Source organism: Streptomyces sp. Y309, from assembly GCF_056712025.1.
Genome location: NZ_JBWYAE010000004.1, coordinates 26,282 through 46,538 on the forward strand (window position 1 = coordinate 26,282; position 20,257 = coordinate 46,538).

General features: G+C 66.5%; 18 protein-coding genes and 1 pseudogene. 9 read left to right on the plus strand and 10 right to left on the minus strand.

What is annotated here, in order from left to right:
• Positions 1 to 553: 553 nt before the first annotated feature.
• The 5 genes from AC0KTA_RS40605 to AC0KTA_RS40625 all read right to left on the minus strand — a co-directional run bounded on the left by AC0KTA_RS40605 (position 554) and on the right by AC0KTA_RS40625 (position 6,886).
• Positions 554 to 1,150, minus strand: a complete 597-nt coding sequence (locus AC0KTA_RS40605; RefSeq protein WP_481057199.1) for a transcriptional regulator — start codon at positions 1,148 to 1,150, stop codon at positions 554 to 556.
• A 693-nt stretch (positions 1,151 to 1,843) separates the two neighbouring features.
• The gene (locus AC0KTA_RS40610; RefSeq protein ID WP_481056978.1) at positions 1,844 to 2,998 is read right to left on the minus strand and encodes a helix-turn-helix domain-containing protein; all 1,155 of its coding nucleotides are present in this window, start codon (positions 2,996 to 2,998) and stop codon (positions 1,844 to 1,846) included.
• 506 nt (positions 2,999 to 3,504) lie between these two features.
• A complete protein-coding gene (locus AC0KTA_RS40615; protein WP_481056979.1) occupies positions 3,505 to 3,777 on the minus strand; it encodes a helix-turn-helix transcriptional regulator in 273 nt (90 codons plus the stop codon).
• 670 nt (positions 3,778 to 4,447) lie between these two features.
• A complete protein-coding gene (locus AC0KTA_RS40620; RefSeq protein ID WP_481056980.1) occupies positions 4,448 to 4,591 on the minus strand; it encodes a hypothetical protein in 144 nt (47 codons plus the stop codon).
• 717 nt (positions 4,592 to 5,308) lie between these two features.
• On the minus strand, positions 5,309 to 6,886 hold the full coding sequence (locus AC0KTA_RS40625) for an NsdA family TPR-like regulatory protein (protein ID WP_481057200.1): 1,578 nt from the start codon (positions 6,884 to 6,886) through the stop codon (positions 5,309 to 5,311).
• 181 nt (positions 6,887 to 7,067) lie between these two features.
• Between AC0KTA_RS40625 and AC0KTA_RS40630 the strand changes: the two genes are divergently transcribed.
• From AC0KTA_RS40630 to AC0KTA_RS40640, 3 genes are all read left to right on the plus strand, one after another.
• Positions 7,068 to 7,298: a hypothetical protein gene (locus AC0KTA_RS40630; protein ID WP_481056981.1), complete on the plus strand. Its 231-nt coding sequence runs from the start codon at positions 7,068 to 7,070 to the stop codon at positions 7,296 to 7,298.
• Between the two features lie 317 nt (positions 7,299 to 7,615).
• Positions 7,616 to 7,921 (plus strand): hypothetical protein, encoded by a 306-nt coding sequence (locus AC0KTA_RS40635; RefSeq protein ID WP_481056982.1) that lies wholly within the window; start codon positions 7,616 to 7,618, stop codon positions 7,919 to 7,921.
• Positions 7,918 to 8,049 (plus strand): hypothetical protein, encoded by a 132-nt coding sequence (locus tag AC0KTA_RS40640; protein WP_481056983.1) that lies wholly within the window; start codon positions 7,918 to 7,920, stop codon positions 8,047 to 8,049. Before AC0KTA_RS40635 ends, AC0KTA_RS40640 begins: the two co-directional genes overlap by 4 nt.
• A gap of 2 nt (positions 8,050 to 8,051) precedes the next feature.
• Here AC0KTA_RS40640 and AC0KTA_RS40645 read toward each other — a convergent pair whose 3' ends face one another.
• A complete protein-coding gene (locus AC0KTA_RS40645; RefSeq protein WP_481056984.1) occupies positions 8,052 to 8,369 on the minus strand; it encodes a hypothetical protein in 318 nt (105 codons plus the stop codon).
• A 196-nt stretch (positions 8,370 to 8,565) separates the two neighbouring features.
• Complete coding sequence (locus AC0KTA_RS40650; protein WP_481057218.1) at positions 8,566 to 8,922, minus strand: hypothetical protein; 357 nt, start codon at positions 8,920 to 8,922, stop codon at positions 8,566 to 8,568.
• On the opposite strand from AC0KTA_RS40650, the gene AC0KTA_RS40655 reads away from it, so the two are divergent.
• The 3 genes from AC0KTA_RS40655 (at position 8,878) to AC0KTA_RS40665 (ending at position 11,918) form a co-directional block, all read left to right on the plus strand.
• A complete protein-coding gene (locus AC0KTA_RS40655; protein ID WP_481057201.1) occupies positions 8,878 to 9,273 on the plus strand; it encodes a hypothetical protein in 396 nt (131 codons plus the stop codon). The genes AC0KTA_RS40650 and AC0KTA_RS40655 overlap by 45 nt on opposite strands.
• Positions 9,274 to 10,101: 828 nt before the next feature.
• Complete coding sequence (locus AC0KTA_RS40660) at positions 10,102 to 11,070, plus strand: ParA family protein (protein ID WP_481056985.1); 969 nt, start codon at positions 10,102 to 10,104, stop codon at positions 11,068 to 11,070.
• Positions 11,067 to 11,918, plus strand: a complete 852-nt coding sequence (locus tag AC0KTA_RS40665) for a hypothetical protein (protein WP_481056986.1) — start codon at positions 11,067 to 11,069, stop codon at positions 11,916 to 11,918. The genes AC0KTA_RS40660 and AC0KTA_RS40665 overlap by 4 nt, the downstream gene beginning before the upstream one ends.
• Before the next feature lie 230 nt (positions 11,919 to 12,148).
• Here AC0KTA_RS40665 and AC0KTA_RS40670 read toward each other — a convergent pair whose 3' ends face one another.
• Together AC0KTA_RS40670 and AC0KTA_RS40675 are read right to left on the minus strand one after the other, a co-directional pair.
• The gene (locus AC0KTA_RS40670; RefSeq protein WP_481056987.1) at positions 12,149 to 13,252 is read right to left on the minus strand and encodes a ParB/RepB/Spo0J family partition protein; all 1,104 of its coding nucleotides are present in this window, start codon (positions 13,250 to 13,252) and stop codon (positions 12,149 to 12,151) included.
• The gene (locus tag AC0KTA_RS40675) at positions 13,249 to 14,496 is read right to left on the minus strand and encodes a ParA family protein (protein ID WP_481056988.1); all 1,248 of its coding nucleotides are present in this window, start codon (positions 14,494 to 14,496) and stop codon (positions 13,249 to 13,251) included. Before AC0KTA_RS40675 ends, AC0KTA_RS40670 begins: the two co-directional genes overlap by 4 nt.
• Before the next feature lie 583 nt (positions 14,497 to 15,079).
• Between AC0KTA_RS40675 and AC0KTA_RS40680 the strand changes: the two genes are divergently transcribed.
• Entirely contained in the window at positions 15,080 to 17,326 is a 2,247-nt protein-coding gene (locus AC0KTA_RS40680; RefSeq protein ID WP_481056989.1) for a P-loop NTPase family protein, read from the plus strand.
• Positions 17,327 to 17,334: 8 nt separating this feature from the next.
• Here AC0KTA_RS40680 and AC0KTA_RS40685 read toward each other — a convergent pair whose 3' ends face one another.
• Positions 17,335 to 18,198 carry a GIY-YIG nuclease family protein gene (locus tag AC0KTA_RS40685; protein WP_481056990.1) on the minus strand — a complete coding sequence of 288 codons (864 nt, stop codon included), beginning with the start codon at positions 18,196 to 18,198 and terminating at the stop codon, positions 17,335 to 17,337.
• 57 nt (positions 18,199 to 18,255) lie between these two features.
• Here AC0KTA_RS40685 and tnpA point away from each other — a divergent pair, with 57 nt between their 5' ends.
• Both tnpA and AC0KTA_RS40695 read left to right on the plus strand, forming a co-directional pair.
• Positions 18,256 to 18,693: an IS200/IS605 family transposase gene (gene tnpA / locus AC0KTA_RS40690; RefSeq protein WP_481056991.1), complete on the plus strand. Its 438-nt coding sequence runs from the start codon at positions 18,256 to 18,258 to the stop codon at positions 18,691 to 18,693.
• Positions 18,690 to 19,897 (plus strand): annotated as a pseudogene (locus AC0KTA_RS40695) (RNA-guided endonuclease InsQ/TnpB family protein). The gene tnpA and the pseudogene AC0KTA_RS40695 overlap by 4 nt, the downstream one beginning before the upstream one ends.
• The last annotated feature ends 360 nt before the right edge of the window (positions 19,898 to 20,257 follow it).

The following is a 20,257-nucleotide window of genomic DNA, read 5'->3' on the forward strand; positions in this document are numbered from 1 at the left end:
TGACCTGCATATCTTGCGCCCCCCAGGCAGCGACTAAAGACGAGCGACGCGCCTTTGAGTTCAGTCGCTGCCCGTCCCCGCCCGCGCTGGGAGCCGCGCCACTCAGCGACCGAGCGACCGAAGCGACCCAACATCGGAGTCGGTTCAGGGTGTTCAACAGCTTGACTGTCCCTCCCCGGAGGGACCTTGCGGGAGCTCGAATCCTCTCTTCAAGACACGGCGCAGGGCTCTTCCGAGCCAGTGCGCATAGCGAGATCCGCCCGCCGGCCCTGGCCGGGCCAGGGGCACTCCCTATCCACTGGATCCCAGCGCATCCCTCATACCGTCCGGCGGGGCGGGACCGCCCCGCCGAATCTGTGGAGTGAGCTCCCTCCCCCAGAGAACCCAGGCTCCGCTACGGCTGCCCCTGGCGGGCCACGAGAGGACTGAGCGCCTGGAGTCTGCGGCGATAATCAGGTCTGCCATGACCTCTCATGGCACTGGCCGACGCTGTCTCACGCGTGGGCATGAAGCCCTCCGGCCGTCCAATGCGGCACAGAACTCGCTACACCGGTCAGGCCACGAAGCAAATGCTGGTGACGTACTCATACGAACCCCACGCACTGCCAAGATCGACGATCTTATCGACCCACGCGTAGTCGTGAGCCTGGTCGTCGTCGGCTGCCCAAGCTTCGACGACGCGGTTCCAGTTGCGTACGTTCATGGTGCGGTACTCGATCACGCGCTGGCGCGGGCGTTGGACCTGGGACTGGTTGAGGGGGTGGATCTCCACGCGTGTGCCGCGACCGGCGGCGTTGAGGCGCCTCAACAAGTACCGGCCGACGTTATGGCGCCGCACGGCGCGGTAGGCGGCTTCGATACGCTCGAGGTTCTTCTTCGAAGGGCTGCGTTTGCCGTCCAGCCACGCCTTCACGGTGCGGTCGGTCACCGTCAGTCCGGCCTCGCGGGCCGCCTGGCGGGCGTGTTGGCTGCGAGTGAGGTAGTTAAGCCGGGCAAGGAGACCGCGCCGAGTGGTGATCGGGGTGGCGATGAAACCGGCGAGCGCATCGAGCCTTCTGGCGACGGCCTCGTGTCCCTTGATGCCGCGGGCTCCATACCTGCCGAACTCGGCGTTGCGCTCGGGCTCTTCGCTCTCCCTTCCCTCGCTCAGTAACGGTCGGTGTCGGCGTCCGGACCAGCGGTGGTGCCTACGGTGTGGTCCTTGATCTTCGCCTCGGTAACAGGGCAGCCCTGGGAAGACACTCTGCCAGGCACCGGTCATGTGGAGCTCGCCGGTGCTCATCACGCGCACCTGCCGTCTTCGTGTGCCTTGAAGGCCTTTGTGTCCTTGAGTGCGGGGAGGCAGGCGCCGTTGATGTCGAGTGTGGGTACCTCGTGGCGGCCGGGCGGGAGTTCGGAGCGGGGCCGCTTGAGGCGGGCATTCCAGGTCTGGTCCTCGGCGCCTTTCGTGCTCTGCTTGTGCGCAGGATGTCCGGAGCAAAGCGGGGGCGTCATACCGGGCGCTGCTGTGGCTCCTGTCCATCAGCTCATCGCGTCCGGGATCGGACGCTTCACGAGCGCGGTGATTACCGCGTCGACGTCACCGTCATGCTCGGGGCCGCATACGCCCCGCTGAGCGGCCTTGAGGCGCGGTCCGGGGGGCCCGGGGGCTAGCCCCCCGCGCGGGGCTTCTGAGGGCGCTGTCACCCCTGTTTTGGTGCAACCGAGCATCCGCTGAGGCCCAGGCGCTGCGGGTATCTGGCGGCCTTGTGCCGAGCGGGCTGCCCTCACAACACGCAGGGCTGAGGTCGGGAAATGCTTCTTCTGGCCCTCAACGGCGCCCGTGCCTGATTGAAGTCGACGCTCACCGGCTGTCCCCCTCCCCTGCGGGCTGCATCGTATGGTGCTGGTCAGTACCAGTGATCTTGCCTTCGATAGCGGATCCCATCTGTGTGATCGCTGACTCCTGGATGTTTTCGGCAGTTGGGTGGACGTAGCCGGGGTGGCACTCACACCTCGCCAGCCGCCCCTCGCTGGTCTCCCGCATCCGCTGGCTCCAGTGCTGCGGTGCCAAGCCGTCATTGCACGTGCCGCACCACTCAGGTACCACCGGGCGTTGGCCGGGCACCTTGGCTCCGGGGGCTGGGCACTGCGGGTGGGTCTTGGCGCGGCTGAGGTCGAGGTAACCGTTGCGGACCATGAAGGGGACCACGGCCTGACACAGCCATTCGAGGGTGTCGCCGTCCTGAATCGCCTCGGTCGCATCGGCAGCCACAGCCTGAAGCTGACGGCGGCCGGGACGGGTGCCGCGTTCGGCACCCCACTGTGAAGCGAACGCCTCAGCGATAGCGGAGGCCGGGGTAGGGGTGGGCCCTTTTGGCGAAGCCATGGTCTCTCTCTTCTCTGCGGGGGCCTCGGGCGAGACGGCTGAACCCGCTTGGCTGGCATGTGCCGGAGAGAGGTGAGAGTTCCCTGAGGGATAACTGAGGTTTAGGGGCTCATTTTGACCCCGGGTTGGGCTCAACTTGAGCCCGGGTCGGGCGCAATCTGAGCCCACCTCGGGCTCAAGTTGAGCCGTCAGCAGGTCAGAGCTAGGCTCATTCTGAGCTGTCAGCAGGGCAGGGGCATTCTTCTGCTTCGTCTCCTGGCGCCTTGCAGGGCGCGGAGTGGCCTCAACTGGATCGAACGTCAGCTGCTCGATGACGTTGTCGTCATAGGCAGTCCTCGGCCGGGCCATCGAGGCCAGGAGTGGCAGGTTCACGCGTGTGAGGTTGGTGATCGGATCACCCGTACGCGGGTCGATCCGGCGTACCGAGACGATGAGCTTCTTCTTGATCAGGTTCGCCTTGGCACGCTTCACCGTTGCAGCAGATGTCCCGCAGTCGTCGATGAGACGCTTTTGCCCAGGCCAGCAGTATCCGTGGTCATCGGTGCGGTTCGTGTACGCGAGGAGCAACAGCTTCTCGGAACCGTCCAACCCTTCGGCGGCGAACACCATGCCCATGTGCGCGGCGGTCATCGGCGCCCCTGCTCAGGCACCTGAAGGCCCCGGGAGACAGAGCAGACCAGACGGGAGGTTCTCGAGAACCTCCGCCTGCCCGAGAAAGCCCCGGCTGGGACGGCGGAGGTGGCAGAGAGCGCGGAAGGATCTCTGCCCACACGGTGCGAGGTGGGCAGGTCCGCAGCCGCGAAGGAACGGCGACGGAGGTGGTGCATCGGTGGATCTCCCCTGATCGGGGAGTCGCGAACAGAACTGTGACCAGCAGATAGGGATCAGCTTCCAAGCCATACTGGGCGAGACAGCCAGGTCCCGTTATCCTGATGGTGGTGACCACGAGGGTTGCGGGGAACTTGATATACAGAGTTCTCGCAGTCCCGGGTTTCACCCGGCAGTCGAGGTCACCTCACTGCTCACGACTCGGATGTCTTAGCGGGTGTCGAGTCGATCGCTAGGGAGCGGTCTCCGTTGTGGCGACGGGGGCCGCTCCGCGTTTTTTACGGCGGGCTTGTCATCGTCAACGCTCTCTAGCCGGCGACAGGATCTGCTTCGGCTGCGGGGTACCTCGCGCTGAGCCCTTGCAGGAGCCGGGCGTATGCCTGCTTGTGGGGCGCCCGCGGCTCAGCGCGGCCGGTCTCCCAACGAGCCACCTGCACTCTGTGAACGCCCAGAGCTTCAGCAACCTCGGCCTGGGTGAGGCTCCCCGCCCGGCGAAGTCGCGCACGCTCGGCCGGGCCGGGCAGGGAAGCGGAGCGTGCCAGCAGTGAGTCGACGGAAGCACGAAGGTCTTGCTGCTTCACTCGATTCTCCTCCCAAAATTCCTCTGAAAGCTACACGGACACTACAGCCGGAGGGGCGGATGTGTCCGCAAGTTGACGGAGTGTCGGATCTGGCGATGTCCTAGCGAGGACCAACGCGCCAATGGGCAGAGCCGCCTCACGGATGCCACGGCCGAAGAGTGCTCTGGTGTCACTCTTCGCCGCATGACTTACCACCTCACTTGCCAGCAGCAGACGACGGTGATCACAGGGTCGTAACTCCTGCTTGGTCAGGCGTGGTAAGTGGGCCCGGCGAGCAGTGCGATGTCGCGGTCGCCGGGGCCGAGCATGTCGAGGACCTCGTCGCACAGGGCCTCGAAGCGGCGGCGGGTGGTCGGGTCCGGTGAGCTGGGCGGTGGCGGCGAGGCGCTCGCGCAGCTGCTCTATGCCGGTCCAGACGTCGCGCAGCCGGGACTCCACCAGCCCGTCGTGCAGAGGAGCAGCGTGGACTGGGTAAGCATATCGATTTAGCGACTTTCCTACGCGACGTTCTCCCCCGCTGACTTCAAGGTGGTCACCGAGCGCCGCATCCTCTCCCCCAGCGGAGCCCGGCCCCGCAGGTAGATGTCCTGGACGTTGTCCGATAGGTCATTCACAAGTTCCGCGTGGGATCGGTGGTAGCTGAGTGAGAGGCGTTGAAGGGGGCGGTGGCTCAGCGGGGGCGGGGCCGATGGGTGGTGAGGCCGAGGTCGTTGAGGTAGCGCAGGGTGGTGCTCCTCCAGTCGAGGTGGTCGCGGATGCCCTGGGCCAGGCTATTGAGGTAGGCGCGGAGGCTCGGGTCGGCCTCGGCACTCAACTGTTCACGCAGATGGAGGAATGAGGAATTGGGTCATGGTGCGGTCCCGCAGTGCGGTGGCAGTAATGACGGCGTCGGGGAGGCTGGGGGCGTGCTCGCTTCGATCATCAACAGGTCGGGGCCGGCGACCGCGTACAGCCGCAGCGTCAGGTAGGTGTGTCGAGGTCGTGGACGAGGTTCTGCTCGCTGTAGCTGATCTGATGGGCGACGCCGAGCATCCAGGCGCGGAACGCGCTGGTGAAGCGCCCGAACTGGGCGGCAGTGGAGAGAGGAAGGCAGGTCGTGGGCGGTGTCTGCGAGGGCGTGGGCGAAGGGGCCGGCGTCGAGCGGTGGCGGGACGGGGGCGGCGAGGATGCGGTGGTGGCGTTTGGCGGCCCGGGCGAAGGCGGCGGTGTTGCGGCTCTGTTGGCCCTGGTCGTACACGTCGTCGAAGGCGGCTGCCAATAGACCCACCTCGCGATGGTCTCGACCCGTTCCTGAAGGGCGTGGGGAAGGAAGTGGGCCACACTCTTGCCGATGGCGCTGGCGGTCAGACGGGCGCGGTGTGCGTCGTCGCCGTAGAAGGCGAACCGGTCGGACCAGGCGACGGCCTGCTCTTCGATGCTCTCGGCGGCTGGATGGACTGCCCCATCGATGGGGCAGTAGAAGGCGGGCAGGGCGAAGCCGAGACGCTTGAGCCGGAGTTGGAGGGTTGGGTCACGGGATTCCTCCTTTCGTTCACCGAGCCGGGGGCGAATGGGGAGGGCGGTCAGGTGCCGTGCTGCACGGACCGGGCCAGTTGCGCGAGAGGTTTGGCGTAGGTAGCGGTCGGCAGGATGTCGAGTGCTTCGTGGGCCCGCCCGAACAGGACACCGGCCAAAGCCGCGTACGCTGACCGCGTGGGGCGGTACGCCGATCCATGGGCTTGGGGAAGCAGGTCAACTGACCAAGGCGGGGTGCGATCGTCCGAGCGCGGTCGTACAGATCGCGGGCCGCGGCATTCTTCCGATGAGGGCGGATGAGCCTGAACATCGCCTTGATGCGGTCGTCAGTCCGTCCGGATTGGACCATGGGGAAGTCGTCGAGCGCCTGGTGCCAGGTGGCGCAGGCCGCTTCCAGATGGCCCATCTCCAACTGCCGTTCAGCCAGCGTGGCGCGGTGCCGCACTCGCGCGCGCCGGTAGACGCTGAAGCGCACCTTGTCGGACTGCTGCATGGCTTCGACCGCTCCGGGCACGTCACCCAGTTCGTAACGCACCTGGCTGATGTGGTAGTTGAGCGACGAGGGGTCGTACGAGCCGAATGCCTTGCCGCGCGATTCGGCGCGGTCCATGGCCGCCTCTGCCTCGCGGATGTACCGCAGTGCGCTCGTACGGTCGCCTGTCTGGGCAGCCGTATGTGCCTGCTGACCGGCGAGGAAGGCCCGCATCCGAGGCCCGGCTTTCGGGGATGCTGCGGCAGCGGCATCCGCCAGCTCCATAGCCTTGGTCCCGTGCCGCAAATCGACCGCCTGCACGCTCATGCCACGCAGCGTCGTGCAGTACGTCAGGTGGTCCTCAGCCGCGCCCGCCAGCTCCAGGGCCTTGATGTAGTAGCGCTGGGCGAGACCGTGCAGGCCCTCGTCCACGGCCATGTAGCCGGTCAGATACAGCAGGTCCGAGGCGGCCGACAGCATCGCTTGCCGCACGTCCTCCGGTGCATCGGCGCGCAGGTACGAGGCGACCGTGTTGACCATGAACGAGGCCGCCATGGGCCGTGCGTGACGTCCGCCGAATTGGTCGTCCAGCTCCGAGACCCGTTCGGTCATGGCGATGACCATGTCCACTTCGTTCATGCCGATGCGTGATGCGCGGCCGGATTGCACAGCCTCCGCGCGGCCGATCACGTCGGGCCATCCGGGGATCGTCAGGGCCACCGAGAACAGACCCGCACCGAGGACTCTGCGGCGAATGGGGTCTCCCCTGCTCGAACGGAGTTGAGAGCTTGGGGAAGGGTCCATGTCTTGCCTCCCCAGGTCGATCAACCCTTCCACGGTATCCATGGACTGGGGGGAACGATCGAGGGGAACGGGCAGACCTGCCTCAGCATGCGTGACGGGCCGACCGAGCCGACGCGAGAAGGCTTCGAGGATGCAGGCCCGGACGGCGTCGCGAGGGATGGTGCCGCCGAGCCAGTGACTCACGGCCGACTCGTCGTAGCGCAGGGGTGTGCCGGTCTCGGTACCTATGCGGTTCACGGCCCGCGCGAACTGCCGGTACGTCCAGCGGCTCTCGGCGAGTAGGCGGCCGAGCGCTGGATTCGGTTCGCGTTTCCCCATGCCCCTCAACTCCCCGTGCTCTTGCGTGCTTTCAAGGCTTTCAAGGCTTTCAAGGCTTTCAAGGCTTTCAAGTCTCAACGTCGCTGCAACGGTACCGCCGTGCGTGGTCAGACGGTTGGGTAGAGCACATGAAAGATCGGCGAAACGCTCGCCGCGGACGTCTCCCCTGAGGGGTTGAGTCATGAGAAGCGAAGCGCGGGCAGCACTTGCCCGGATGACCAAAGAGCAAGGCACGAACGGCGTCCTGAAGGTTGACGTCGTTGACGGGAACGATATGCCTCCCGGATCCATGAATTATCCGCCGTGCCAGTGCCCGCAGCACCGGACAGCCCAGACGCAAGAGGACCCCAACGGCGCGCTCGGCGACAAGGTCCGGGAAGCCAACGAGCGCAGTAGGGGCGAACGGCTGTGAGCCGGCTAATTGCCCGCGTGAGTTATGCCGGGACGCTCCTGATCATCACTATCTCTAGACCGATCGGCTCTGTACTCGGCGTGGCCGCCACCATGCCGACCCACTGAACTCCTCCCCGCCCGCATGAATTGTGGCTCAGCCACACGCGGCCGAGGAGGGCATGACTGCCGCCTGACAGGGTGGTAGATCCCGTCCGACTGTCGTACGTGTGGCGGCGATCGGCAGTCGGACGGGTCCACCGATGCACCCAACACCCAGAGAGGGTGCAGCAGTGTCCCCAACGCTAGTACGGCCCGCCCCTGAGATTGTGGTCCGGCGTGCGCGAGATCTTGGTGATCGTCGCGACGGACACCGAGCCGCTGTTCCCCGAGGCCATGTGCGCCATGGCGATCAAGTCGGCCATCTACGAGATGACGGACGGCGACGAGGAGGCCGCCGAGGTCCCTGTGGCCATCCCCGTGGACGAGATGATCCACGCGCTCGCGGCGCAGTTCATGGTGCTGTCCCGCATCCAGAACCGCACCGGCATCAAGTTCGTCCACGCCACCGACCGCGAAGCCATCGGGACGTGGGACCACGGCGACTACACCCACCAGGTCTACCGGGCCGCGTGGGACCGATGAACGACCGGTACTGGTTCGGCAAGGGCGAGACCGCCAAGCGCAGGGCGGTGGACATGGCGAAATACGAGCCGATGGGCATCCTTGACGGTGGCCGCCGCTTCATGCCCGGGTTCGCCACCGCCAGCTAGAGCTAGCTGAATGCACGGCGCAGTGCCAAGGTCGCGTCGACCCCAGGGAAGGTTCGCCGGATCTCACGGTCCGCCAGGTCGATCAGCACCTCAAGCGCACCGGGGGCTGCGCCGTGCACCAGCTCACGCAGGTACCCATCGAGCTCGGCGATGCCGTCGGGCAGCACGACGTCTGCCACCAGGGCCACGCCTTCAGTCTTGTATGCGGCGGGCGGCAGGCCGACCTTCTCCGGATGGACGCAGACGGGCACGCCTTGCCGCGTGTATCTGTGGCCGTCCTCGGGATTGAACGGGCACTCGCGAGACGGACGCTCGGCCACGTCGAACTCACCGAGCGGAAAGCGGCGCGAAGGGCAGATGCCGCACGCTCGGTGGCCGTCACCGGCGAACGAATGCCTCAGCCGTGGGCGGCAGCGTAGCGGGGTCGACGCGGCGGTACGGCAGCGCTGGGGAGCCCTGCCACTCTCACGGGAGTTGGCGGGGCTTCGGCGTTGCTCACTGCGAACCCGCGTCGCGTCAACGCGCGCTAATCATCTGGTCCACAGCGGCGCGCAATGACTCCTCCCGCTTGCAGAACGAGAAGCGGACGAGCCAGCCCGGAGCGTCCGCGCTCAGGTGGAACGCCGAGGTGGGGATGGCGACGACGCCGGCGCTCGGGCAACTCCCGGCAGAACTCCACGCCATCCTCGTACCCTCCTCCCCCACCGCCGTTGCGCAGGCGGCGCCCGCGCCGCTGTCCGTTGCGCGCTGCGGCGCCTTGGCGTATGCCCCCGAGAACACGCTGCCGGCCGCCGACAAGGCCAAGGCCTCGGCATTAAGTGGGTCGAGATCGAGGTTCAGCGCACCAAGGACGGCAAGCTGATCGTCATGCATGACTCCACCCCTGAGCCGCACCGTCAACGTGGAGCAGGTTTCCCGGGCTGCTCCACGTACAACATCGCCGACTTTCAAGTGTCCCGAGCGGTACCCAGGCATCGAGCGCACGGCGCTGACCGAGCCGCACAACGAGGGCTGGCTGGACGCGAAACACGTGCAGAACAGGCTGCTCGCCAGTCGCCCAAAGCGAACACGGCAAGGAGGTCTACCGACTCCGTAGCGACGTGCGGACCGGCTCATCGGCGCCCCGGCCAAGGCCGATCTCCCGGACTACGCCAACCTCGTGGACCACCGGGGTCGACGGCATCCTCAGCAACCGCCCCGAGTCATCCGAAGGCGATCCAGTAGCGGACCGCCTCACTGGCCACGGCCGCGTCCCTGGCGGGCGCGGCCGTGCCCTTGTCCACTGGGGTCCAGATTGTCTGTGATGGCTCTGGACGGTGTCGCGTATCCAGCCAGCTGGACACGATGCCCGCTCGTTCGCTGGCTCAGCTGAGACGTTGTAGGTAGCGGGTCACAGCGTCCCGGGTTCGATGCAAACCGGGCAGGTGCTTTACCGCGGTAAAGGTCCTTCGCCGGGCTGTGGTGTGGTTTGGGTGGAGCCCATGACGCCCTGCTGCATCGTTCCGGGCTGTGGACCGGAAGCCGCCGACAGATCTCATCCGGGATGACTGGGTTTGCGGCGTATGTATGACGGGTGGCTCGGGCGTTGGTCTGGGTGCCGGAGGCACAGGCCAACACCGGGCCTGCTGCTCGGTTGAAGGGCAGGGTCACACCAAGATTGAGGGCCGCCGATGCCGCCCCTCTTCCTGCGGAGCGCACGTCGGAGCCGGGCTTTACCGCGGTAAAGCCCTCAGTGTCTGCAGCGCACGGGCGTTGTAGGCGACAGCCCTTTACCGCGGTAAACAGCCTGTGGCGCTGGCTAGCGGACCACCTAGCGGGCGAGTACTCCTGCCAGTAGTGGTGCTAGGGACTGTGCTAGTGGGTGGGCTAGGGGGCGTGCCCGAGCTGGTGTCACAGCGTGCGTGTGAGGCGCGGGCCAATCAGGTGGTTGTCGTTGTCTCACAGGGTGTGTGTCCGTGCGGCGCTCTGGACATGCTCACCGTCGCCCATACCATCGAGCATCACATAATGTCCGGAAACTGACGGGATGTGATGTCTATGCCCCCGCACACTGTGGAGCTCGGCGTCGTCGACCTCAAGCACGCGAAAGCCGCCCTCCGCCGCCGACTGCAGCTCATGAGCGAGGGCATCCACGACCGCAAGGTCCTCGTAATCGTGAACGGCAAGGGCGGAGTCGGCAAGACCAGCCTCTCCGCAGCCCTGGCCGTCGCGCTGTCCAAGGCAGGCCTGAAGGTCCTGCTCGTCGAGATCGACGAACAAGGCAACCAGGACGAGGACCTCGGCACCACCGCCGACGACGGGCAGGCCCAGGCCGCCGCCATCCTCGACGGCAAGCCTTTCAACCCCGTCGGACAGGCGCGCCCCAACCTGTCTATCGTCCCGGGCGGCATTGCCCTGCAGGACGTGGTCGAAGAGCTCTACTGCCAACGACGTGTCGCCGCACACAGCGACGACCCGGAAGACCAATACGCGTGGATGGGCATGTACACCGCTGCCATCGACGCAGTCCGTCATCTCTACGACGTCATCCTTCTCGACGTCGCCCCAGGCTCCGAACCTCTGCAACTGCAGGCACTTGTGGCCGGCGACATGGTGCTGGTCCCCACCCGCTCCGACCCCTCCTCTCGCAAGGGCCTGCGCACCGTTGCCCGCCGCTTCGCCCAAGCCCGCCAGCTCAACCCCGTGCTGCGTCTGCTGGGTGTGGTCATCTTCGCGACCGCGTCCTCGGCCACCCGCGTCCAACAGAAGATCAAGAGTCAGCTGACGGAGGATCTCAACGGAGCGGCCGTCGTCATGGAACAGACCATCCGGCACGTCGAGGCAGCCGCGGTTGCCTGCCGCACCCACGGCAAGGTGCCCCAAGAACTGGCAGCCGATCCCGCCTCTGAGCTCGACCCCGCACTGCGCCGTTCTCTGCAGGCACTGGCAGGCGACTACCGGTCCCTGGCCCTGGAGATCCTGCAGGCCAAGGCAGAACTCGACCAGGCCGACGCCAACCGGAAAGGGGCCAAGACGGCATGACCAAGCGGACGACAACCACGAAGCCCAAGGCGGCCAAGACCGCCAAATCCACCAAGACGAGCCAGCCGGCCCCGGCCACGAAAGACGAGGAACGTGTCCGACGCGGCGGTCTGCCGGACGACACCGCGCTCACCGCCTTCAGCCTCGACACCGATGCGGCCCTGGCGGCCTTCGCCCCCCGCTCACCCCAGCCCGTCACGCCCAAGCAGCAAGAGGACAGCAAAGACACAGACAGTGGGGGAGTACCGGCACAGGGACCGGCGCTGGCTTCCGCGGTCGCCCCGGAGTCAGCTGCCTCGCTGACTGAGCCGCACAACACTCCACGATCAGCGCCCACCAGAGCACCCGACCTTGTGGCTCCGGACAGCGAGCCCGCACGGCCTGTCGAGGTGCGCACCCCACCGCCAACCGACGTCGCGAACACGCCAGGCCAGTGCACGGTCATGGTGCGCCGCGACGTGCGAGAGCGATTCCGTCAGTACCAGACGACCACCACCGTGCAGACCGGCGTGGAACCGACCAATGCGATCGTCGTTCGCCGCGCGTTCCTGCACGTACAACGAAACAACCTGTGGACGAAGCTGCGCGAAGCCGCACGGCACCGCCAGCATCCCCTCAGCCCGGAAGACGACGACCCTGACGGCTTGTTCGGGGAGGTACCAACTCGCCGCGTCGACCGCGGCGGCGTCAAGCACGGCGTCCAGCAGAGCTTCCGTCCCTCACCACAAGAACTCGCGGTCTACGACAGCCACGCGCACATGCACGGCTTCGACAACCGCAGCGCCTTTCTCGACGCTGTCCTCGACGAGTTCCTGCCCCCGTTGCCCCCTCGGCGCCCAGCTCGCTAACACCACACGGCGGGGGAGCAGCACCCGGTGAGGCCCCTGAGAGTGGTGAGCGGTAACGGCATCCGACCAGCCTGCACTCCCGCCAAATGACCTCGCTCTCACAGATCCTGCGAGAACAGCAAGGTGGCGTGGTTTCCGCATCTCCAGAGATGCGGAAACCACGCCACCTTGCTGTTCAGGACTGCCACACCTGCTACGCACCGCGACACGCGAGGTGACAGCCTGCTCTGCTACTCCTTGTCTTCCTCGGCAGCCTGCAGCAACCAGACCAGCCGGTCGCGGTTCTCCTGCGACATGTGCTTACGGAGCTGCTGGTCGAACCACAACGGGTCGCCCCAGGGCAGCGCCAGCACCTCGGCATCCTGTTTCCCGTTCTGGCCCACGCGGGGGCGGAAGGCTGCTGCGGGCGTCTCTGCCGGGGCCGGCTCTTGGGCGACCTGAGCGGGCACTGTCGCTTCTGCCGTGCCCGACTGTGCTTCGGAATCCCCGTCGCCGTCGAGCTTTACCGCGGTAAAGCCCTCGGGCGGTTGCGCGTCCCCGTCCGACGGCGCGACCGCGTCGCCCTGCTCGGGCATCTTCCTGCGTGGCGGCCGGGGCTGGGCCTTCTCTTCCTGCCGCTGTGTCGTCCGTGCCTTCCAGGCAGCCACCTGTTCATCCACGGGCAGCTTCACCAGCGGCCGTGTTTCACGTACTGGTAGCTCACCGGAGCTGACCAGCTCCTGAAGTTCCGGCGTGAGCTCAAGCAGATAGATCTGCTGGGTGACCCAGCCCGCCGACTTGCCGTAGTACTCGGCGACCTTCGCCTTGCCGCCCAGCTCGTCGACCATCGTCTGGATGCCCAGTGCCCGCTCGATCGGATCGAGATTCTCCCGGTCATCGTTCTCGGAGAAGACAGCATCCAAGAAGTCGGCCCGCGACTTGGCGATGTCGTCGTCGACGACGACATCGAGGGTCGGCAGGTTCGCGGCCTTGGAGCCGCGGTAGCGGCGCTCGCCGTTGGCGAGAACGTACTTCGCGCTCCCGACGCTGTCCGCCTCGCTGGGCCACAGCTCGAGGTATGCCTCACGCGTGACAGCCACGGCAGGCTGCAACTGCTTCTTGCCCAGCCTCAGCCCAAACTCACGCAGATCCTGCTCGGTGCCGAAATTGCGGCGCGGGTTGAAGCGGGTGGGCACCATCTGCTCGAGCGGCAGGGTGCGCAGACGGCTGTCCGGGGCGCCGGTCGTCGGGGCACCGGTCGTGGCGGCGACGGCCTGCCGGCGCGCGCTGACACCACCGCGCGTCCTGTTGAAAGAAGCCCCGGTGCCCAACTGGTCGGCTACGCGGCTGCTCATGAAATCTCCCTAGCCAGTGCCCGCATGGTCGCGGCCTGCTCGCCGCGCGGAGCGAACGTCAGCAGCGGCTGCTTGACCCGGACGGCTTTGCGCTGGTCCGTCAGATCACCGATGACGGCGATCACCCTCGGGTCCTTTATATCGATCCACGCCTCAAGCGACGACGTGGCGATGAAGCCACGCCTGGGGTCGTACAGGTTGACGACGATGCCGAGGTAGTCGACCTCGACGCCCATGTCGTTGCGGAGGTCCTCGATCTGGGTGATGAGGAGGTCGTAGGCATCGGCGCTGCTGTCCTCGGCCTGCACCACGATGAGCGGGCCGGACTGGCCGGCAGCCTCGTCTTCACGTCGGCGCCCGTAGTAGATCGCGGCATCCATGCTGAGCCCGAGGCTCGGCGGGCAGTCGACGATGATCTCGTCGTAGAAAGGTTCGATCGGGGCCAGCGCTCGCTCGAGTGCGGCTTCGCGGAAGCGGACCTTGGACAGAGCCACGTCGAGCAGGAAGCCGTCCTGGCAGCCCGGCAGCAGGTCCAGGCGGCCGCCGTACCGATCGTCGGTAATGGGCACGACGAGATCCCGGATATCGCCCTTGGCCTCACCCGACATGTGCTTGCTCAGACTGTCGACATCCGAGTCCATCGGGATCTCGTCCTGTCCCAGCTGCTTGGTGAGGTGGCGTTGCGGGTCGTAGTCGACCAGCAGCGTGCGTCGTCCCAGACCGGGAAGATCTTCGACGGCCAGCGGATCGTCCTGCTCGCTTTCGTTCAGCTGCGCTGCGAAGTGCCGGGAGATCCGCACAGGGTTGAGCGACTCGGGATTCTCAGCGAACGCCTCACCCAGCCCGGCCGTGACCGCGGTCTTGCCCACCCCGCCCTTCTGATTGCAGACCACTCGGCGTCGTGGGTGCTTGGCGCGCTGCACAGTAGGGGCTGGATTCTTCTCCAGCCACAGCTGCACCGACTGGGCCAGGCCTTGAGTCAGGGAGAGACGTCGGTCGGACGCGGCCTGCCGGAACTGGCTCCACTGGCCGTGGGGGAGGAAGGTGGCGAACGAATCAGCTCCTGTGGTGTCGACGGAGCCCGGGGTGGAGGCGAGGGCCATCCACGCGGTGATGCCCTGCTCCACCGCAGCCTGGATCTCTACTCCGTGCTGGGCGGCTCTGACCTTCAGGCTCTGCCGGAGCCGTGCTGGCAGCTTGGAGACTACTTTCTCGCGTTCGTTCGAGGTGGCTGGAGAACTCATGCGGGCTACCTTACTAACGTTCAACATCAACATCACTAACGACACGTTAGGAAGATACTCCCAGGCGGGTGTTCGGGTGGTTTTACCGCGGTAAAGCCACCCTGGAATTCACCGTGCCGGTGTCGGGGCGCTCCCTGGGTACCACCTCATGCCTCACCTCAGCGACTCGGCAGCCTGCACCTTCGTGAGGCATCAGCCCCGGCAGCCTCGGCCTGAGAGCCCGCCAGCCCACTGGGCGGGGAGGCACAGACCAGACCGTCCAGACAGGGATCGCAGGGCATCCCGCATGACGTCCCGTCACTTACCACGGAAATCGATGCACGCCTGTGACCACGGTGGACGAATGGTGGTGAGCGATGTGGTGAGCGTGGCCGGTCATCATCCGCACGCGGGGCGCCGTCTGCCCGCCCGAGCCAAACCTCACGCTGCCCTTCAACAGCGGCTTCCTTCCTCGACTCCACGCACAAGGAGGGGAGGGCTCCTGGCACAGGTGCAAGTACGGGCAGCCAAAGCCCGGCTCGGTGTACGCCCATCTCGCGAACGCGGATCGGCGATCACATACCGAGAGAGGAGTCGCTCACACATGACCCACGCCATGACGGTTCTGGCTGCGGCTTCGCCACCCGCTGGCGACCGGTCAGTTGTTGATGAATTAACCGACTGGATCACCTCCGTCTTGCCGAACACCGGGGCAGGGCTTCAGATCTGGGGGATCTGCAGCGTCGTGCTGCTCGGTGTGCTGCTTGGGATCGGATCGCGTCGCATGGCGGCGCAGGGGAAGAAGGAACGCGCGGGCCTGGACGGAGCCGCCGACGCGCTCGGCGAAGGCGCGGGGGCCGCGCTCGGGGGAGTTCTCAGCGGAGCTTGGCGGTTCATCGCCGGACAGCAGCTCTGGGGCGAACCGAAGACCGATGCCACCTTCCTCACACCCGGCGCAACCCGTGAGCGCGCCCCCATGGACACGCTCTCCTCAGCCGCGAAGCCCGCAGCAGACGATGCCCTCGAGCACGAACCACGAGCCCGGCCTGCCGTCTTGGCACGGTGCGCAGACATGCTCCCGGGGTGGGCGCAGCGCGCCATGACGACATGGCACTGCTGGCCCGGCGTCGCCCGCTCAGCGGCCCGCGCCGGTACTGTCAGCGCCGGGGCCGGACTTTGGATGGGCCCGTTCTGGACCCTCGGGGCTCTCATCTTCACCGCACTCGTCATGGCGGTCATTGGCCTGGTCTTCCGGGGAGGGCGGTCCCGCACCGCTGCCCAGATCTACGGGGCTGGTCTGTGGGCGGCCCTGGTCCAGCTGCTGCGTCTGTCCAACGAGGACCAGGCACGCGGTGAGACGCACTGGATGCGCTTGTCCGAGGACCTGACCGGCGACACCGCTTGCGTGGTGATCCGTCTGCCGCTGCACTGGCTTGGCTCGGAGAAGGAACGCGCGGCACTGGCCCACGCCGTCCATTCGCGGCTGCCCGGCGAGTGGGTGGCGTCCTATGCCCAGCGCGGTCACGACCCGTACGTGAAGTTCACGCCGCGGCCGCCGGCCCCGCCCTCGCCGGAACTGCCCACCCGGGTGGAGTGGATCCCCTCGACGGACCCGGCCCGAGTGTATGTGGGGGAGACCTTCCGCGGTTCGCGCTATGTCGACACCGAGACCGAGACGCCGCACTGGGGCATCTCCGGCGGCACCGGCGACGGCAAGACCACCTGCCTGCTCATGCCCGTCGTCCACGGCCGCCAGCACGGCGCCCTGGTCGACTGCATCACGATGAAGGCCGCCGCGTTCAAGGACATCGAGGGGGAGAGCGGCATCCGCGTCCACAAGACCGGACGCCAGGCCGTCGCTGCCCTGGCGGAGTTCTACGTCTCGATGAAGGCCGCCGAATCCCTGCAAGGCACCCCGGCAGGCGATCAGCTGCCCGGCCGGATCCTCGTCATCGACGAGTTCGCCTCCTTCGTGAAGAGCGCCAAGATCTGGTGGAAGTACGGGCTGAAGGGGCGGGGGATGCCCCCGTTCGAGGCCTGGTTCCACATGATCCTCATGCAGGGACGTTCCGCTGAACACAAGGTCGTGATCGGCGCGCACACCTTCACCCGCGAACTCTTCGGCGACACCGAGACCCGCGACCTGGTCGGCACCAAGGGCATCGTCGGCCCGGCGTCCAACCCCAAGTGGGGCGTGACGTACGGGCTGGACGCCCCCCGCGTCGACTACCGGCACGACATCAAGGGACGCGGCGTCATCGGTGTGACCGGGTCCCAGGACATCGAAGAGATCCAGTACGCCTACATCACCCCGGTCGCCCGCGATCACCTGCGCCGGTGCACGCCGGCCCCTGACTGGCATGCGCAGGGGCAGATGGCTCCCTGGAACACCGACGCCGCGCTTGAGGAAGCCGAACAGGAGCTGGCGATCGCCGACTTCCTGCCGGGAGGTGCGTTCATGCGAGGTGTGACGCTTGTGACGGGACGGGTTATCCCCGCCGCACAGCCACTTTCCCCCAGGTCAGAGCCATCCGCGTCACAGGGGACAGGAGGGCGGATCGCCGACGATGTCACAACTCAACAGCCCGTTCACCACAGCACTTACCAAGCCGACCAGGCAGAGGCGAGCCTGTTGCCGGTCTTCTCCCTCAAAGAGGCCTGCGAGGCGGGGCTGTTGCCGATCACCTATGGTGCGGCCCGCCAGCGGGTGGCACGGGGGAGACGGGCTGGCGTCGATTTCCCAGAAGGCGTGGTAGTCGACGGCGTCACCTACTACACCGCCAAGGAACTGCTCGCCTGGTGGACATTGGCGACCTCTGTCCGCCATCGCACCGGCCTGCCTAGCATGTGAGAGAGGTCCTATGTCTTGTCAGCTACGGAGGCTCTGGCCAGCCGTTGTTGTCGCGTGCGATACCACGCCCGTATCTCTTCCTCCGTGTAGAGCGTCCTGCCTCCCGCCGTGATTCCTTCGGGGAAGGAGACGTCGCGGCGCTTGGCCTGTCGCAAGGCGCTGGGACTCAGCGGGACCGTCCCTCGCCGGCCTATCTCAGCCAACATGAGCTGCCTTGACGGTGGCAGGCGATGCGCGAGCCGTCTGGCCAGTCGATGCTTAGAACGAGGTCGCGGCACGACCGAATATGGTTTGAGGAAGTCGGCGAGCGACCCTCGGACGTAGAACCACTCTCGGTTTCGGTGCACTCGGTATCTCGTCCACCTGCGATGAAGCCTGCGCTCGACTTCCTCGCCGCCGGGTATGACACGGCTGACCTCCGCGAGCGTCAACGACAACGCCGACACCCGTTGCACAAGGTTCGTAGTCGTGCCGATCTTCACACGGTCACCGAGCTGGATGAAGTAGACCACCGGCGAATGGGACTGTCCGGCCAGCAAGCTCGCCAACTCGATTATGGGTTCTCCCACTTCGCCGCCTCCAAAAGAAGAACAACTCACAGACTGTAGGCAACGGCACTGACATTGATATTGGCAGGCAGGTTCTGGTGGTCGTGACCGTCCGCGCCCATTCCTGGCCGCCAGCAGATGGTGGCGCATGCAGCCGTGACCGATCCCCGGTCCGGGGTGACTGCTCATAGCCGTGCCTGCTGCCCGCGGCGGCCTCTGCGGCGGCCTGACCGATGCTGCCATCGGGTAGCTAGCGAGGGGACCCGTGCGTTTACGCATGGGGGAATCGCTTCTCAGGGCTGCTCTGACCTCAACTGTGTGCATGGGTCTGCACTGTTGACCCCGGCTGACTAGATGCGTGTCGCTTGTATAGTGATCGTCATGACCGTGACGCGGAAGGTTCGCCGGTACTCCGGCGGCGTGTATGACTTGGGGCTCCACGTGGTGTGGTGTCCCAAGTACCGCCGTCGTGTGCTCGGTGGCCGGGTCGCGGTCCGGTTGCGTGAGCTGATCGAGCAGAAGGCGGCCGAGAAGGGCTGGGAGATCATCGCGCTTGAGGTGATGCCGGATCACGTGCACCTGTTCGTCAAGCACCAGCCGAAGGCTTCCGCCTCCTACGTGGCGAACCAGTTCAAGGGCTCCACCTCTCGCGTGCTCCGATCAGAGTTCCCACACCTCAAGAGCCAGATGCCCACCCTGTGGTCGTCGTCGTTCTTCGTCGCCTCGGTCGGCGCCGTCTCGGCGGACATGGTGGAGAAGTACATCAACACCCAGTGGGAACGCCCCCGGAAGAAGAAGCAGAAGGAGGGCACGGCGTGATACGCGCATACAAGTTCCTCCTCGCCCCACCACCCGCCAGGCACAAGCCTTGGGCGAGATGCTTCGGGATCACTGCTCCCTCTACAACGGCGCCCTCCAAGAGCGCCGCGACGCCTACCGGCACGCCTCGAAGACCTCGATCAAGTACGGGCATCAGTCCGCCCAGCTCAAGGAGATCCGCGCCTTCGACCCCGAGCGGCAAGGCCGCTGGTCCTTCTCCAGCCAGCAGGCCACGCTTCGCCGCCTGGACAAGGCATTCGCCGCCTTCTTCCGGCGCGTGAAGGCCGGGGAGAAGCCCGGATACCCCAGGTTCCGGGGCGTCAACTGGTTCGACACCGTGGAGTTCCCGAAGGACGGTGACGGTTGCCGCTGGGGCTCCACTCCACACGATCGCGTCACCCGTGTCCGCCTGCAAGGCGTCGGACACGTCCGCGTGCATCAGCACCGCCCCGTGAAGGGCCGCGTCAAGACCGTCAGTATCAAGCGCGAGGGCAACCAGTGGTACGTAGTCCTCGCCTGCGACAACGTGGCCGCTGAACCGCTCCCGGCCACGGGCGCGGTGACCGGCGTCGACATGGGCGTCACGCACTTCCTCACCACATCCGAGGGCGCTCACTTCGAGAATCCGAGACACGGCAAGCGCAACGCCGAAGCCCTCGCAGATGCTCAGCGGGCGCTCAAGGCGTTCCCGCGCCGAAAGCGGGAGAACCGCTCTGCGAAGCACCGGCGAGCCGTGGAGAAGGTTGCCAAGCTGCACCGTAAGGTGCGCCGTCAGCGCACCGACCACGCGCACAAAGCCGCGCTCGCCCTGGTCCGCGACTATGACCAGATCGCGCATGAGCGGCTGAACATTGCGAACATGGTTCGCACCCCCAAACCGAAGCCCGCCCCCGAGACCCCCGGCGCGTTCCTGCCGAACGGCGCCGCCTCGAAGGCCGGACTCAACCGCAGCATTCTTGACGCGGGTTGGGGGGTGTTCCTGGGCATCCTCGCGCAGAAGGCTGAAAGCGCCGCTCGTGTTCTGATCCCGGTGGACCCCCGCAACACCTCGCGCACCTGCCCGCAGTGCGGGCACGTGGACGGCGAGAACCGCGACGGCGAAAAGTTCCAGTGCACCGCCTGTGACCACCGCGACCACGCGGACCGGGTAGGCGCCTGGAACGTCGCACTCAGGGCCGGGCTGGCCCTTCCCGACGTGGCCTAGCCACCGACAGGAGAAGCCCCCGGATCTATCCGGGGGGAGGAGTCACCTAGCGGGGGAGCCCGTGGCACGTGGCACGAGGCGGCGAGCCGCGCCCCGATCCGCTCCAACCTGTGGTGGTGAGTGGGCGGATGACCCCATCTACCACCGCGAGGCCTTCCCTCCACGGCACTTACCACCAGGGCGCGGGCGCTTACCACGCCTGGTGGCGCCAGGAGTTATGTCCCTGTGACGGTCACCAGGCCCTGGTGGCAAGCGAGGCGGTAAGAGCCCCGGCGAAGAGTGACGGCACAACCTCTCATCTGCACTTTGAGGAGCCGTCCATGCTGGCCTTGCTCCCGAGCCGTGATCGGCGCGGCTCTA

Excerpts from the sequence above, each read along its gene's own strand:
- AC0KTA_RS40650 (WP_481057218.1), bottom strand. The coding sequence starts at position 8,922 with ATGCATGACGATCAGCTTGCCGTCCTTGGTGCGCTGAACCTCGATCTC.
- AC0KTA_RS40610 (WP_481056978.1), bottom strand. The coding sequence starts at position 2,998 with ATGACCGCCGCGCACATGGGCATGGTGTTCGCCGCCGAAGGGTTGGAC.
- AC0KTA_RS40670 (WP_481056987.1), bottom strand. The coding sequence starts at position 13,252 with ATGAGCAGCCGCGTAGCCGACCAGTTGGGCACCGGGGCTTCTTTCAAC.
- AC0KTA_RS40685 (WP_481056990.1), bottom strand. The coding sequence starts at position 18,198 with ATGCACACAGTTGAGGTCAGAGCAGCCCTGAGAAGCGATTCCCCCATG.
- AC0KTA_RS40625 (WP_481057200.1), bottom strand. The coding sequence starts at position 6,886 with ATGGGGAAACGCGAACCGAATCCAGCGCTCGGCCGCCTACTCGCCGAG.
- AC0KTA_RS40630 (WP_481056981.1), top strand. The coding sequence starts at position 7,068 with ATGAGAAGCGAAGCGCGGGCAGCACTTGCCCGGATGACCAAAGAGCAA.
- AC0KTA_RS40680 (WP_481056989.1), top strand. The coding sequence starts at position 15,080 with ATGACCCACGCCATGACGGTTCTGGCTGCGGCTTCGCCACCCGCTGGC.
- AC0KTA_RS40675 (WP_481056988.1), bottom strand. The coding sequence starts at position 14,496 with ATGAGTTCTCCAGCCACCTCGAACGAACGCGAGAAAGTAGTCTCCAAG.
- AC0KTA_RS40665 (WP_481056986.1), top strand. The coding sequence starts at position 11,067 with ATGACCAAGCGGACGACAACCACGAAGCCCAAGGCGGCCAAGACCGCC.
- tnpA (WP_481056991.1), top strand. The coding sequence starts at position 18,256 with ATGACCGTGACGCGGAAGGTTCGCCGGTACTCCGGCGGCGTGTATGAC.
- AC0KTA_RS40640 (WP_481056983.1), top strand. The coding sequence starts at position 7,918 with ATGAACGACCGGTACTGGTTCGGCAAGGGCGAGACCGCCAAGCGCAGG.